The organism is Aquincola agrisoli, from assembly GCF_036621135.1.
GTDB classification, from domain to species: Bacteria; Pseudomonadota; Gammaproteobacteria; order Burkholderiales; family Burkholderiaceae_C; genus Aquincola; species Aquincola agrisoli.
On record NZ_JAZIBG010000036.1, the window covers coordinates 519,132 to 533,131 of the forward strand.

Here is a 14,000-nt window from a genome sequence, read left to right on the forward strand (position 1 = left end):
CCGCGGAGCCTGCGCCGCGGCAGCCACGGTCAGCGCGCGATGCCGCGGGTGGCGGCCTGCAGGAAGTCGAGCATCAGCGCCACGTCGGGCGCTGCCTCGGGCGTGGATGCGCCCAGAACGCCGATCTCCGCGCGCGCCTCGTCGAGCGTCTGGCTCTTGCGGTACAGGGCACGGTGCATCTGCTTGATCGCGTTGACACGCCCGACGGAGAAGCCGCGGCGCTTCAGGCCCACGGCGTTGAAGCCGCGAACGGCCAGCGGATTGCCGTCGACGAGCATGAAGGGCGGCACGTCCTGCGTCACCGCACTCGCGAAGCCCACCATCGCATGCGCGCCGATCTTGACGAACTGGTGCACGCCGGTCAGCCCGCCCACGGTGACCCAGTCGCCCACGTGCACGTGGCCTGCCAGCGTGGCGTTGTTGGCCATCGTCGTCTGGTTGCCGACCTGGCAATCGTGCGCGAGGTGCACATAGGCCATGATCCAGTTGTCGTCGCCGACGCGGGTGACACCGGCATCCTGGGCGGAGCCGGTGTTGAAGGTGCAGAACTCGCGGATCGTGTTGCGATCCCCGATCTGCAGCTCGGTCGGCTCGCCGGCGTATTTCTTGTCCTGAGGCACTGCCCCCAGCGACACGAACTGGAAGATGCGGTTGTCACGGCCGATCGTGGTCCGGCCCTCGATCACCGCATGCGGGCCGACCGTGGTGCCCTCGCCGATGCGCACATGCGGCCCGATCACCGCGTAGGCACCGACGCTCACCGACGCGGCAAGCTCGGCCTTCGGGTCGACGATCGCCGTGGGGTGGATGATCGTCATGCCACCTTGCGCATCGTGCACATGAGCTGGGCCTCGGCGGCCAGTTCGTCGCCGACGAACGCCTTGCCACCGAACTTGAAGATGCCGGCCTTCATGCGGTCGAGCGTGACGTCGAGGATCAGCTGATCGCCGGGCTCCACCGGCCGCTTGAAGCGCGCGCCGTCGATGCCGGCGAAGTAGTAGACCGAGTCGTCGTCGAGCTCGATGCCCAGCGTCTCGAAACTCAGCAGCGCGGCCGCCTGCGCCATCGCCTCCAGCATCAGCACCCCCGGCATCACCGGCCGGTTCGGGAAGTGGCCCAGAAAAAACGGCTCGTTGATCGTCACGTTCTTCAGCGCACGGATGCGCTTGCCCTTCTCGACTTCCAGCACCCGGTCGACCAGCAGGATCGGGTAGCGGTGCGGCAGCTTCTTGAGGATCTGGTGGATGTCCATCTTCAAACGAGTTTCTTTTCCAGCGCGCGCACGCGGTCGCGCAATTGATGCAGGTGGCGCAGCGTGGCAGCGTTCTTTTCCCAGGCCGCATTGTCATCGAAGGGAAACACGCCGCTGTAGTGCCCCGGCTTGAGGATCGAGCGTGTGACCACCGTGGCCACCGAGACATGGACGCCGTCGACGAGCTGCAGGTGCCCGAGGATGTTCGCCGCGCCGCCGATGGTGCAATGCGCACCGATGCGCGCGCTGCCTGCGACACCCACGCAGCCCGCCATCGCGGTATGGCGCCCAATGTGGACGTTGTGGCCGATCTGGATGAGGTTGTCGAGCTTGACGCCGTCCTCCAGGACCGTGTCGTCGAGCGCGCCGCGGTCGATGCAGGTATTGGCGCCGATTTCCACGTCGTTGCCGATGCGCACCGCGCCGAGCTGCTCGATCTTCTCCCAGCGGCCCTCGGTCGGCGCGAAGCCGAAGCCGTCCGCGCCGATCACCACGCCCGAATGCACGATGCAGCGCTCGCCCAGCGAACAACCGTCGCCCACGACCACCCGCGGGGCCAGCCTGGTGTGGGCGCCAATGCGGGCGTCGCGGCCGATGTGGGACTGCGCCCCGATCACCGCCCCTTCGCCGACGACCGCGCCTGCCGCCACCACCGCCAGCGCACCCACCGTCGCGGTGGGGTGCACCTGTGCAGCGGCGTCGACGACGGCGGTGGGATGCACGCCTGCGGCATCACGAGGGCGCGAAAGCGCCGCCCACATCTGCGTCAGGCGTGCAAAGTAGAGATAAGGGTCCGGCGTGACGATCACCGCCCCGCCCCCTGGCCGGCCCCGGGCCTCGTCGGCTTCCGAGGGTGCCACGATGACGCAGCCCGCCCGCGTGTCCGCCAATTGCGCCCGATACCGGGGATTGGACAAGAAGCTCACCGTGGAGGCGGTGGCCCCGGCAAGCGGCCCGATGCGGTTGAAACGCATCGCCGTGTCACCGGACACCTCGCCGCCGAGACGGGCAACGATGTCGGCGAGCGTGACTTCGATCGTCATGCCAGCCAGCCTGCTTGCTGGCCGGGCATCACTTGCCGGCGTTGAGCGCGTCGATCACCTTCTTGGTGATGTCGATGCGCGGGCCGGCGAAGACCACTTCCTGCAGGATCAGGTCGTACTTCTCGCTGTCGAAGATCTGCTTGATGACCTTGTTGGCGCGGTCGACCACGAGGGCCAACTCCTCGTTCTTGCGGTTGTTCAGGTCTTCCTGGAACTCGCGGCGCTTGCGTTGGAAATCACGGTCCTGCTCGACCAACTCGCGCTGGCGGCGGGTGCGCTCGGCTTCGCTCAGCGTCGGTGCGTCCTTGTCCAGCTTGTCGGAGGCCGCCTTCAGCCGGTTGGCCACGTCGGCCAGATCCTTTTCACGCTTGCCGAACTCGGCCTCCAGCTTCGCCTGGGCCGCCTTGGCCGGGTTGGCTTCGCGCAGCACACGCTCGCTGTTCACATAGCCGATCTTCAACTCCTGGGCCTGCGCCAGCGTGCACGTCGCCCACAACGACGCGGTTGCCACCGCGGCCGCCAACGTCTTCCACTTGTTCATCAAAACGCTGTCCCGATCTGGAATTGGAATTTTTGGATTCTATCGTTGCGTTCCTTGCGGATCGGCATGCCGAAGCTGAGCTTCAGCGGACCGACCGGCGAGATCCACGACAGACCCACCCCCATCGACGCGCGCATGGTGCCGAAGTCGAGTTTTTCATCTTCGCCCCAGACGTTGCCGACATCCGTGAAGCCGAAGATCCGCAGCGTCTTGTCGTTGCCTGCGCCCGGGACCGGCACGTACAGCTCGGCGTTCAGGTTGAGGCGCCGATTGCCGCCGATGTAGGTGCCGGTGACGTCCACCGGGCCGAGTGAACTCTGGTCGAACACCCGCACCGAGCCCAGGCCGCCGCCATAGAAATTCTTGAAGATCGGGTACGGACGGCCCCCGAGACCTTCGCCCCAACCGAGTTCCCCGTTGAGGCCGAGCGTGAACCGGGGGCCGAGCGAGATGTACTGCTGGTACTGCGCATTGGCACGCACGTAACGCGCATCGCCGACCACCGATGCTTCGACGTTCACGCGCTGGTATTTGCCGTTGGTGGGCACCAGTGCGCTGTCGCGCTCGTCGCGCGCCCAACCCAGGGTCAGCGGCACCGACAGGCTGCGTTCGCCGAACTGCTCCCGGTAGATCAGGTAGCTGTTGGGCAGCGCGCCCGGCCCCTTGATCTGCGTACTTTCCACACCGATGCCGAAGAAGACGGTGTCGTACTCCGAGAACGGCACGCCAAAACGGATCGACGCCCCCGGCGTGGACAGCTCGTAGTCGGTGCCCTGGCTGTTCAACGGACGGCTCGTGCGGTAGTAGATGTCGAACGCACGGGAGATGCCGTCCATCGTGAAGTACGGATCGACCGTCGACAGCACGATGTTGCGGTTGTACTTGCTCGTGTTGACCTCGATGCCGAGGTAGTTGCCCGAGCCGAAGACGTTCTCCTGCTTCACGGAGGCCGTCAGCGCGAGCTTGTCGGCGCTGGAGAAGCCGGCTCCGAGCATCAGGTTGCCGGTTGGCTTCTCGACCACGTTGACCGTCAGGTCGACCTGGTCGGCCGTGCCGGCCACCTCATTGGTCTCGATGTTGACCTCCCTGAAGTAACCCAGGCGGTCCACACGGTCACGCGAAAGCTTGATCTTCTGGCCGTCGTACCACGCGGATTCGAACTGGCGGAACTCGCGGCGTACCACTTCGTCGCGCGTGCGGGTGTTGCCTGCGACGTTGACGCGGCGCACGTATACGCGGCGCTGCGGCTCGGCGTTGAGCGCCACCACCACCTGGCCCGTGGCCCGATCGATCTCGGGCCGCTGCTCGACGCGCGCGAATGCGTAGCCGAACAGCCCGAAGCGCTCGGTGAACAAGCGCGTCGTCTGGGCAACGTCCTCGGCACGGTACGGCTCGCCCGGCTTGATCCGCACCAGTTCCTTGAACTCGTCGTCCCGGCCGAGGTAATCGCCTTCGAGCTTGACGGCGGTGACGGTGTAGCGCTGGCCCTCGCGGATCGAGACCGTGATCGAGATGTCCTGCTTGTCCGGCGAGATCGTGACCTGCGTCGACTCCACAGCGAACTCGAGGTAGCCGCGGTTCGTGTAGTAGGCGCGCAAGGTCTCGAGGTCGGCGTTGAGCTTGGTACGGGAATAGCGGTCGTTCTTGGTGTACCAGCTCAGCCAACCGCCGGTGCTCTGCTCGAAGAGGCCCAGGAGCGTGCTTTCGGAAAACGCCTTGGCCCCGACGATGCGGATCTCGCGGATCTTCGCTGCGTCGCCTTCGGTCATCGTGAAGGTCACGTCGACGCGGTTGCGCTCCAGCGGCGTGATGGTGGTGACGACCTCCGCACCGTAGAGGCTGCGCGTGAGGTACTGGCGCTTGATCTCCTGCTCCGCGCGGTCGACCACCGCACGGTCGAACGGCAGGCCTTCGCCGATGCCGGCGTCCTTCAGGGACTTGGTCAGGGTGTCCTTGTCGAACTCCTTCAGTCCGATGAAGTTGACCGACGAGATCACCGCACGCTCCTCGGCGAGGACGATGAGCACATCGCCCTCGACCTCCATGCGCACGTCCTTGAACAAGCCGGTGGCGAACAGCGCGCGCAGGCCGGCAGCGCCCTTCTCGTCGGTGTAGGTGTCGCCGATGCGGAAGGGCAGCGCCGCGAACACCGTGCCGGGGTCGGTCCGCTGCAGGCCTTCGATGCGGATGTCCTTCAGCGTGAAGGGTTCGACGGCCAGGGCCGGCAGCGCCGCCATGCTGCAGGCAATGGCCACGCAGGCAGCCACCGGCCGCAGCGGGCTCGAGCAAAAGAATGAATGCATCGGGAGAACGCGTCAGTGCAAGCCCAGCAGCCGGGCCACATCGTTGGAAAGGGCGAGGGACATCAGCAGCAGCATGATGAAAGCGCCGCCGCGCTGCAGCCACTTGAGCCACAAATCGGACACGGGGCGCCCTGTCAAACCCTCGAAAAGATAATACATGAGGTGCCCGCCATCGAGCATCGGCAGCGGCAGGAGGTTCAGCACGCCCAGGCTCACGCTGACCAGCGCGAGGAAGGCGAGGTAGTCGGGCAGGCCGCGCTGGACCGACTGGCCTGCATAGTCGGCGATGGTCAGCGGACCCGACAGGTTCTTCAGCGACGCTTCGCCGACGAGCATGCGCCCCATCATCTTCAGCGTGAGCGCCGACACTTCCCAGGTCCGGGAGGCACCGTTCACCAGGCCATCCAGCGGCCCGCGGCGAACCGTGACCATCTCGGCAGGCAGGCCGACGAACGCGTCGATGCGTCCGACGGCGCTCTTGCCCTCGCCGGCCATGCGCGGCTGAACGGACAGTTCCAGCATCCGCCCGCCTCGATCGACGACCCAGGTGGACGCCGAGGAGACACCGTCGCGCACGCTCTCGCGGATGCGCTCCCGCAGGACCTGCGCATCGCCCACCGGCTGCCCGTCGACACGCAGCACCCGGTCGCCCGCCCGCAGCCCGGCGCGTTCGGCGGGGCCGCCGGCCTTGATCTCACCCATCACCGGCTCGCTGTAGGGAGCGCCGATCCCGATGCGCTGCATCAGGGCGGCATCGACTTCCTGCCCCGCCACCGCGTCCAGGTCGAGTGTCAGTGCGCGACCGCGATGGCCGGTGCCACCGCCGACCATCAGGTGCAGGCGCTCGCCGCGAAGCGCGGCCTGCGTGACACGCCAGCGCAGGTCGGTGAGGGAGACGACGTCCTCCCAGGCATCCCCGTCGTCGGACACGGCGGTGACCTCGTCACCCGCGCGCAGCCCCGCGCGCTCGGCCAGGCTGCCGGCGGCGGGCGTCGACAACACGGCCCTCGGTTCGTCGACGCCGATCCACTGTGCCGCGGCATAGAGGAACACCGCCAGGATCAGGTTGGCCGCCGGCCCGGCGGCAACGATGGCAGCCCGCTTGGCCAGGGGCTGCCGGTTGAAAGCCTGGCTCGCCTGCGCCGGCGCCACCGGCCCCTCACGCTCGTCCAGCATCCGCACATAGCCGCCGAGCGGCAAGGCACTGAGGACGAACTCGGTGCTGTCGGGGGTGCGCTGGCGCCGCCACAGGACACGACCGAACCCGACCGAGAACCGCAGCACGTTCACCCCGCAGGCCCGCGCCACACGGTAGTGGCCGTACTCATGGATGACGATCAGCACGCCCAGCGTGACGAGGAAGGCCAGGACGGTGATCATCTGGCGCAGCCTTGCACCAGTTGCCGGGCGTGCGCCCGGGCGGCTTCGTCGAGCGCGAGCAGGTCGTCCAGCGACGGTTCCAGCGGCAGCGCCGGGTGCACGGCGGCGACCGTGGCCGCGTTGATCCGGTGGATGTCCAGGTAGCCGATGCGCTCTGCCAGGAAAGCGGCGACGGCCACTTCGTTGGCGGCGTTCAGCACCGCTGCGCCCCCCTCGGGGCCGCGCAGCGCATCCCAGGCGAGGAACAAGCCGGGGAAGCGCTCCCGCTCCGCGGGAACAAACGTCAGCGCCGACAACGACGTGAAGTCGAGCGACGCGGCGCCGGACACGATGCGCTCGGGGAAGGAAAGCCCATAGGCGATCGGGACGCGCATGTCTGGCGTGCCGAGCTGGGCCAGCACCGAGGCGTCGCGGCACACGACCATCGAATGGATGATGCTCTGGGGGTGGATCACCACGCGCACCTGCTCCGGCGCCAGATCGAACAACCAGCGCGCCTCGATCACCTCGAGCGCCTTGTTCATCATCGTCGCCGAATCGACCGAGATCTTGCGGCCCATCACCCAGTTCGGATGCGCGCAGGCCTGGTCCGGCGTGATGCCGGCCAGCGTCGCCGGATCGCGGTCCCGGAACGGCCCGCCCGAGGCGGTGAGCACGATGTGATCGATGCGCTGGCCCCAGGTGCTGCGGTCTTCCGGCAGGCACTGGAAGATGGCCGAATGCTCGCTGTCGATCGGCAGCAGTGTCGCGCCGCCGTCGCGCACGGCCTTCATGAAGAGCGCACCGCCCACGACCAGTGCCTCCTTGTTGGCGAGCAGCAGGCGCTTGCCGGCGCGCGCTGCCGCCAAGCACGGCGCCAGCCCCGCCGCGCCGACGATCGCGGCCATCACCGCATCGACGTCAGCGTGAGCCGCGAGCTCGCACAGCGCCTGCGGGCCCTGCAACACCTCGGTGGGCACGCCTTCGGCGCGCAGCTTCTCCCGCAGCGCCCGGGCGGCCTCCGCACCCGGCATGGCCGCGAACTTGGGACGCCACCGCGCACACTGCGCAGCGAGTTCGTCGACCTTGCCATGCGCGGTCAGCGCAAAGACTTCGAATCGGTCGGGATGGCGCGCCACCACGTCGAGCGTGCTCGTACCGACGGAGCCGGTCGAGCCTAGGATGGTCAGGCGTTGGCGCTGTGTCATGAATGGAGGATCAAACCGATGCGAAGGCCATGGCGATGGGCAGCACCGGCAGCAACGCATCGATGCGGTCCAGCACGCCGCCGTGGCCGGGCAGCAGCTGGCTGCTGTCCTTGGCGCCGGCAGACCGCTTGACCAGGGATTCGAAAAGATCGCCGGTGACGCTCATCATGGCCAGCACCAGCAGCGCCACGACCGCGCCCGGCCAGCCCAGCCGCTCGGGCAGCAGGCTGTAGAGACTGGGGGAACCGACCGCCCAGTGGGTGTCGGCCAACGACCAACAGAGGGCCATCACCAGCACCCCCGCCATCCCGCTCCAGACGCCTTCCCAGCTCTTGCCCGGGCTGATCGTCGGCGCGAGCTTGCGACGACCGAAGGTGCGCCCGCCGAAGTAGGCGGCAATGTCGGCCATCCACACCAGGCAGAACACCGACAGCAGGAAATTCAGGCCCAGCGACCGGGCTTGCACCATCGCCAGCCATGCGAAGCACAGCATGGCCAGGCCGAGCAGCCACCGCGCCACGACGGGAACGCGGGGCCAGCCTGCGGGCCCGGCACGCAGCGCCAACGCGCCGCCGACGATCCAGAGTGCCGCGGCGATCCACCATGCCCCCCCAGGAAAGGCCAGCCACCATCCCATGGCGAGGACCACGCCGCACAGTACGGCGACGGCCAGGCCCAGCATGACGGCGCCCGCGGCGCCGCTGGCGTTGAGACGCCCCCATTCCCAACCGGCCGCCCCCACCATCACCAGCGTGAACAGCGCGAACGGCCATGGGTTGGGTGCAAACACCGCTGGCAGCAGCACGGCCAGCAGGACGATCGCAGTGATGACGCGCTGCTTGAGCATGGCGCGTGGCGCTCAGTGGCCCGCGGCGAGCGTTTCGGCCGGCGCGGTCTTGACACCACCGAAGCGGCGATCCCGCTCGGCAAAGGCGGCGATGGCGGCATCGAGCTCGGCCTCGCCGAAGTCGGGCCACAGGCAATCGGAGAAGTGGAACTCCGAATACGCCACCTGCCACAGCAGGAAGTTGCTGATGCGCACCTCGCCGCCGGTACGGATGAACAGATCCGGGTCGGGCGCGAAGCCCATGGTCATGTAGCGGCCGAGGCGCTGTTCGTCGAGTTGGTCCGCCGGCACGCCGTCGCTGATCGCCCGTTGGCAAGCCTGGACGATGTCCCACCGGCCACCGTAGTTGAATGCGACGATCAACGTGATGCGCTTGTTGTCTGCCGTGGTCGCTTCCACCTGCTCCCAGGCCTGACGCACCTTGTCGGACACCGCCGAGCGATCCCCGACGATGCGGATGCGCACCCCTTCACCGGCGAGCTTGCGCAGGTACTTGGAGACGGCGACGAGCACCAGCCCCATCAAGCCCGAAACCTCCTCGGTCGGACGTTTCCAGTTCTCCGTGGAAAACGCAAACACCGTGAGGTACTCGACGCCGCGATCGGCGCAGGCCTGCACCGTGCGCACGAGCGCATCGACACCCTGCTTGTGGCCGAAGAAGCGCGGCATGAAGCGCTTCTTGGCCCAGCGGCCGTTGCCATCCATCACGATGGCGACATGGCGCGGAACGTTGCTGGTCACGCTCAGACCGCCAGGATCTCGGCTTCCTTGGCCTGCGTCAGGCGATCGATCTCGGCGATCGTGCGGTCGGTGAGCTTCTGCACCTCGTCCTGCGCACGGCGCTCGTCGTCCTCGCTGATGGCCTTGTCCTTCAGCAGCCGCTTGAGCTGCTCGTTGCCGTCGCGGCGCAGGTTGCGCACGGCGACCTTCGCGTCCTCGCTGGCATGGCGCACGACCTTCGTGAGGTCCTTGCGTCGCTCTTCGGTCAGGGCGGGCATCGGCACGCGCAGCAGGTCGCCCTGCGACGACGGGTTCAGGCCGAGGTCGCTCTCGCGGATCGCCTTCTCGATCTTCGGTCCCATGCCCTTTTCCCAGGGCTGCACGCTGATCGTGCGCGCATCGATGAGGGCGACGTTCGCCACCTGGCTGATGGGCACCATCGAGCCGTAGTAGTCGACGTGCACCTGGTCGAGCAGCCCGGGATGGGCGCGGCCCGTGCGGATCTTCTGCAATTCGCTCTTGTAGGACTCGACGGACTTGGCCATCTTGCCTTCGGCGGTCTTCTTGATGTCTGCAACTGTCATGACGGTTCCTCAGACGTGCACCAGCGTGCCCTCGTCCTCGCCGAGCACCACACGCTTGAGCGCACCACTCTTGAAAATCGAAAACACCTTGATCGGCAGCTTCTGGTCGCGGCACAACGCAAATGCCGTGGCGTCCATCACCTGCAGATTCTTGATGATCGCTTCGTCGAAGGTGATGTTGGTGTAACGGGTCGCCGAGGGATCCTTCTTGGGATCGGCGGTATACACCCCATCGACCTTGGTCGCTTTCAACACGACTTCGGCCCCGATCTCTGCGCCACGCAAGGCTGCCGCGGTGTCGGTCGTGAAGAAGGGGTTGCCGGTGCCGGCGGCGAAGACGACGACCTTGCCCTCTTCGAGGTACTGCAGCGCTTTGGGCCGCACGTAGGGCTCGACCACCTGCTCGATGGCGATCGCCGACATCACGCGGGCGGTCATGCCCTCCTGGCGCATGGTGTCGGCCAGCGCCAGCGAGTTCATCACCGTGGCCAGCATCCCCATGTAGTCTGCCGTGGCACGGTCCATGCCGACGGAACCGCCAGCGACGCCACGGAAGATATTGCCGCCGCCGATCACCACTGCCACTTCGCAGCCGAGTTGGGTGACCTCATGCACTTCGCGCACCATCCGCACCATGGTGGCGCGGTTGATGCCGAACGAATCGTCACCCATCAGGGCCTCGCCGGAGAGTTTGATCAGGATGCGTTTGTACGCCGGCATGCAGCTCCCCCGTGGGCGATATGGATCAGGTTTTCTAGTTTACGGGGCCGCACACGCGGCCCCGGGGCTTTGCAGATCGTTACTGGCCCTTGGCCGCAGCGACCTGGGCCGCCACTTCGGCCGCGAAGTCGTCCTGCTTCTTCTCGATGCCCTCGCCCACCACGTAGAGCGTGAAGCTCTTGACCGTCGTGTTGGCGGCCTTCAGCATCGCAGCGACGGTCTGCTTGTCGTTCTTGACGAAGGTCTGGTCGAGCAGCGAAACCTCCTTCAGGAACTTCGCCACCGAGCCTTCGACCATCTTCGCGACGATCTCGGCCGGCTTGCCCGACTCGGCTGCCTTCTCGGCCGCGATCTTGCGCTCCTTCTCGACCAGTTCGGCCGAGACCTCGGAAGACGACAGTGCCGCCGGCTTCATCGCCGCGACGTGCATCGCCACGTCCTTGGCTGCCACGTCGTCGCCTTCGAACTCAACGACCACGCCGATGCGCGTGCCGTGCAGGTAGCTCGCGAGCTTGCCGCCGCCCGCATAGCGCTTGAAGCGGCGGATCGACATGTTCTCGCCGATCTTGCCGATCAGGCCCTTGCGCACGTCTTCCAGCGTAGGCCCGAAGGTGTCCTGCTCGTAGGGCAGCGCAGAAAGCGCCTCGACGTCCGCCGGGTTGTGCTCGGCGACGAGCTTGGCAGCCGCTGCGGCGAACTGCAGGAACGAGTCATTCTTGGAGACGAAGTCGGTCTCGCAGTTGATCTCGATGAGCGCCCCGGTCGAGCCTTCGACGGCAGCGGCGACAACGCCTTCGGCCGTCACGCGCGACGCAGCCTTGCCTGCCTTGTTGCCGAGCTTGACACGCAGGATCTCTTCGGCGCGCACGAGGTCGCCTTCGGCCTCGGTCAGCGCCTTCTTGCATTCCATCATCGGTGCATCGGTCTTGGCGCGCAGCTCGGCGACCATGCTTGCGGTGATTGCGGGCATCAGTAATTCTCCGTTGAGTGAAAAAGGGCCTCAGCGGCCCCTTTCAGTGAAAGTCGTCGACCCGGGGTCAGGCGTCTTCGCTGACCTCGACAAACTCGTCGTCGCCAGCGGACACGGCCGTCACGAGCTCATTGGTGGCGTTGGCCTTGCCTTCGAGCACGGCATCGGCCACGGCGCGGGCGTACAGCGCCACGGCCTTGGCAGAGTCGTCGTTGCCGGGGATCACGTAGTCGATGCCCACCGGCGAGTGGTTGGTGTCGACCACGCCGATGATGGGAATGCCGAGCTTCTTCGCTTCCGCGATGGCGATCTTGTGGTAGCCGACGTCGATGACGAACATCGCATCGGGCAGCGCCGTCAGGTCACCGATACCACCGATGTCCTTGTCGAGCTTGGCGATCTCGCGCTGGAACATCAGCGCTTCCTTCTTGATGGCGGGCTGCGTGCCAGCCTCCACCTGCGCCTGCATGTCCTTCAGCTTCTTGAGCGAGCCCTTGACCGTCTTGAAGTTGGTGAGCATGCCGCCGAGCCAGCGCTGGTCGACGTAAGGCATGCCTGCGCGCTGCGCCTCCTGGGCAATCACTTCACGCGCCTGGCGCTTGGTGCCGATCATCAGGATCGTGCCGCGCTTGGCTGCGAGCTGACGAACGAACTTCATCGCATCCTCGAACAGCGGCTGCGTCTTCTCGAGGTTGATGATGTGGATCTTGTTGCGATGGCCGTAGATGTACGGGGCCATCTTGGGGTTCCAGAAGCGCGTTTGGTGGCCGAAATGGACACCGGCTTCCAGCATTTCACGCATCGTGACAGACATGGATACTCCGAAGGTTGGGTCTAGAATCCGGCGTGAATCACAGCAGGCAAACGGGTATTTCTCCCGCAAGGTCTGGCAGGATCACCCACCAGCACACCCTGTTGCGACACCTTTCAGCAGCCGGGTTCGCGATTGGTCTACCCCACACGGCAACTACCGACGTGGCAGTGCGCGGGTAAACCCAAAGATTCTAGCACGAGCCTCGATGCCCCTCCTCTTTTCCGCGACCGGCAAGCAGCCGGTCGTCCGCTCCAGCATGTCCGACAGGGCTCCAGTCCAGATGCATCCTCCCCGCCGCCCCACCGCCATGGCCACCCGGCGCCGCGGCAGGAGGGACTGACATGCGCATCGCCGTGATCGGCGCCGGCATCATCGGCGTGACGACCGCCTACGAATTGGCTGCAGACGGCCATCAGGTCACCGTCTTCGAGCGATGCGGCACCGTTGCAGAGGAGACCAGCTTCGCCAACGCAGGCGTCCTCGCGCCAGGCTATGTCACGCCCTGGGCCGCACCAGGCATGCCGGGCAAAGTGCTGCGCCACCTCCTGAGCGCGCACGCACCCGTGCGCTTTGGCGGCGCCCCCGATGCAGCGATGCTGACCTGGCTGTGGCGGTGGTGGCGCGCCTGCACCCCAGAGACGTACCAGCGCAACCGCTCAGCCATGCATGCGCTCGCGCGATACAGCCGCGCGCGCCTCGATGCCATCCAGCAGTCGCTGCGGATCGAGTATGAACAGGCACGGGGGCTGCTCGTGCTGCTGCGCACGGAGCGCGATGTCGCCCTCTCGCGCGCAGGCTTGAAGCTGCTGGCGGAGCTGGGCGTCGATTTCCACCTCGTCGACGCGGCCCGATGCCGTGAGATCGAACCCGGCCTGGACGCGGGCACGCCATTGCACGCGGGTGTGCATCTGGCTGGCGACGGCGTCGGCAACTGCCGGCAGTTCGCGATGCTGCTGCGCGCAGAAGCCCAGCGGCTGGGGGTCCGGTTCCGCTTTCATCACACGGTCTGTGCGATCCAGGCCGGCGCGCCGGTGTCGGTGCAGACCGTCGAACGCACCGACGCCAACCAACCCGGTGTGGAACACAACGACTCGTTCGACGCCCTGGTGATGTGCGCCGCGTTGGGCTCGCTGCCTTTGCTCGGGCGGCTGGGCATGAGGCTGCCGCTGCAGCCTGTCTACGGCTACTCACTGACGGCCCCCCTGCGCATCATCGAGGGTCACCCGGATTTCGGTCCGCGTGCCGCCCTGATGGACGAGAAGTACAAGGTCGCGATCTCTCGTCTCGGGCAACGTGTGCGGGTGGCCGGCAGCGCGGAACTGGGCGGACGTGCCGACACCTGGTCCAAAGGCCCGCTCGACACGCTCTACAAGGTGCTGCACGACTGGTTTCCGGGCGCTACGCACCTCGCCCAGGCGCAACGCTGGAAAGGTGCGCGGCCGATGCTGCCCGATGGCCCGCCGGTGCTCGGCGCCAGCGGGCATCCGGGCGTCTGGATCAACCTAGGCCACGGTTCCAGCGGCTGGGCGTTGTCCTGCGGTTCGGCCAGGGTCCTCGCCGACCAGATCGCCGGACGCACGCCCGAGATCGACACCGAGCGACTGTCCGCCTCGCGCCTGCACACGCACTGACTGCTGCC

14 protein-coding genes are annotated in these 14,000 nt (G+C 66.8%); 1 reads left to right on the plus strand and 13 read right to left on the minus strand.

All coding sequences use genetic code 11. The annotated features are described in order from the left end of the window. Positions 1 to 29: 29 nt before the first annotated feature. From lpxA to rpsB, 13 genes are all read right to left on the minus strand, one after another. Complete coding sequence (gene lpxA, locus V4F39_RS18960) at positions 30 to 818, minus strand: acyl-ACP--UDP-N-acetylglucosamine O-acyltransferase (RefSeq protein WP_332291365.1); 789 nt, start codon at positions 816 to 818, stop codon at positions 30 to 32. Next, complete coding sequence (fabZ, locus tag V4F39_RS18965; RefSeq protein ID WP_332291366.1) at positions 815 to 1,252, minus strand: 3-hydroxyacyl-ACP dehydratase FabZ; 438 nt, start codon at positions 1,250 to 1,252, stop codon at positions 815 to 817. Before fabZ ends, lpxA begins: the two co-directional genes overlap by 4 nt. A 2-nt stretch (positions 1,253 to 1,254) precedes the next feature. After that, positions 1,255 to 2,289, minus strand: coding sequence for a UDP-3-O-(3-hydroxymyristoyl)glucosamine N-acyltransferase (gene lpxD, locus V4F39_RS18970; RefSeq protein WP_378235008.1), 1,035 nt, complete (start codon positions 2,287 to 2,289; stop codon positions 1,255 to 1,257). A 34-nt stretch (positions 2,290 to 2,323) separates the two neighbouring features. Further along, the gene (locus V4F39_RS18975; protein WP_332291368.1) at positions 2,324 to 2,836 is read right to left on the minus strand and encodes an OmpH/Skp family outer membrane protein; all 513 of its coding nucleotides are present in this window, start codon (positions 2,834 to 2,836) and stop codon (positions 2,324 to 2,326) included. Then, positions 2,836 to 5,139 carry an outer membrane protein assembly factor BamA gene (bamA, locus tag V4F39_RS18980; RefSeq protein WP_378234997.1) on the minus strand — a complete coding sequence of 768 codons (2,304 nt, stop codon included), beginning with the start codon at positions 5,137 to 5,139 and terminating at the stop codon, positions 2,836 to 2,838. The genes V4F39_RS18975 and bamA overlap by 1 nt, the downstream gene beginning before the upstream one ends. A gap of 12 nt (positions 5,140 to 5,151) precedes the next feature. Next, positions 5,152 to 6,519 (minus strand): RIP metalloprotease RseP, encoded by a 1,368-nt coding sequence (gene rseP, locus V4F39_RS18985; protein WP_332291369.1) that lies wholly within the window; start codon positions 6,517 to 6,519, stop codon positions 5,152 to 5,154. Next, entirely contained in the window at positions 6,516 to 7,706 is a 1,191-nt protein-coding gene (gene ispC / locus V4F39_RS18990; protein WP_332291370.1) for a 1-deoxy-D-xylulose-5-phosphate reductoisomerase, read from the minus strand. Before ispC ends, rseP begins: the two co-directional genes overlap by 4 nt. A 10-nt stretch (positions 7,707 to 7,716) precedes the next feature. After that, positions 7,717 to 8,553 (minus strand): phosphatidate cytidylyltransferase, encoded by an 837-nt coding sequence (locus tag V4F39_RS18995; RefSeq protein WP_332291371.1) that lies wholly within the window; start codon positions 8,551 to 8,553, stop codon positions 7,717 to 7,719. 12 nt (positions 8,554 to 8,565) lie between these two features. Next, on the minus strand, positions 8,566 to 9,300 hold the full coding sequence (gene uppS / locus V4F39_RS19000) for a polyprenyl diphosphate synthase (protein ID WP_332291580.1): 735 nt from the start codon (positions 9,298 to 9,300) through the stop codon (positions 8,566 to 8,568). Beyond that, complete coding sequence (frr, locus tag V4F39_RS19005; RefSeq protein ID WP_332291372.1) at positions 9,297 to 9,857, minus strand: ribosome recycling factor; 561 nt, start codon at positions 9,855 to 9,857, stop codon at positions 9,297 to 9,299. The genes uppS and frr overlap by 4 nt, the downstream gene beginning before the upstream one ends. A 9-nt stretch (positions 9,858 to 9,866) precedes the next feature. Continuing rightward, positions 9,867 to 10,577 (minus strand): UMP kinase, encoded by a 711-nt coding sequence (pyrH, locus tag V4F39_RS19010; RefSeq protein WP_332291373.1) that lies wholly within the window; start codon positions 10,575 to 10,577, stop codon positions 9,867 to 9,869. Between the two features lie 79 nt (positions 10,578 to 10,656). Then, on the minus strand, positions 10,657 to 11,547 hold the full coding sequence (gene tsf / locus V4F39_RS19015) for a translation elongation factor Ts (protein ID WP_332291374.1): 891 nt from the start codon (positions 11,545 to 11,547) through the stop codon (positions 10,657 to 10,659). 67 nt (positions 11,548 to 11,614) lie between these two features. Further along, a complete protein-coding gene (gene rpsB, locus V4F39_RS19020; protein ID WP_332291376.1) occupies positions 11,615 to 12,361 on the minus strand; it encodes a 30S ribosomal protein S2 in 747 nt (248 codons plus the stop codon). Between the two features lie 341 nt (positions 12,362 to 12,702). On the opposite strand from rpsB, the gene V4F39_RS19025 reads away from it, so the two are divergent. Continuing rightward, the gene (locus V4F39_RS19025; protein WP_332291377.1) at positions 12,703 to 13,992 is read left to right on the plus strand and encodes a D-amino acid dehydrogenase; all 1,290 of its coding nucleotides are present in this window, start codon (positions 12,703 to 12,705) and stop codon (positions 13,990 to 13,992) included. Positions 13,993 to 14,000 lie beyond the last annotated feature (8 nt).

Coding starts and splice junctions, on each gene's coding strand:
- lpxA (WP_332291365.1), bottom strand. CDS start 818: ATGACGATCATCCACCCCACGGCGATCGTCGACCCGAAGGCCGAGCTT.
- fabZ (WP_332291366.1), bottom strand. CDS start 1,252: ATGGACATCCACCAGATCCTCAAGAAGCTGCCGCACCGCTACCCGATC.
- V4F39_RS18975 (WP_332291368.1), bottom strand. CDS start 2,836: ATGAACAAGTGGAAGACGTTGGCGGCCGCGGTGGCAACCGCGTCGTTG.
- bamA (WP_378234997.1), bottom strand. CDS start 5,139: ATGCATTCATTCTTTTGCTCGAGCCCGCTGCGGCCGGTGGCTGCCTGC.
- rseP (WP_332291369.1), bottom strand. CDS start 6,519: ATGATCACCGTCCTGGCCTTCCTCGTCACGCTGGGCGTGCTGATCGTC.
- ispC (WP_332291370.1), bottom strand. CDS start 7,706: ATGACACAGCGCCAACGCCTGACCATCCTAGGCTCGACCGGCTCCGTC.
- V4F39_RS18995 (WP_332291371.1), bottom strand. CDS start 8,553: ATGCTCAAGCAGCGCGTCATCACTGCGATCGTCCTGCTGGCCGTGCTG.
- frr (WP_332291372.1), bottom strand. CDS start 9,857: ATGACAGTTGCAGACATCAAGAAGACCGCCGAAGGCAAGATGGCCAAG.
- pyrH (WP_332291373.1), bottom strand. CDS start 10,577: ATGCCGGCGTACAAACGCATCCTGATCAAACTCTCCGGCGAGGCCCTG.
- tsf (WP_332291374.1), bottom strand. CDS start 11,547: ATGCCCGCAATCACCGCAAGCATGGTCGCCGAGCTGCGCGCCAAGACC.
- rpsB (WP_332291376.1), bottom strand. CDS start 12,361: ATGTCTGTCACGATGCGTGAAATGCTGGAAGCCGGTGTCCATTTCGGC.
- V4F39_RS19025 (WP_332291377.1), top strand. CDS start 12,703: ATGCGCATCGCCGTGATCGGCGCCGGCATCATCGGCGTGACGACCGCC.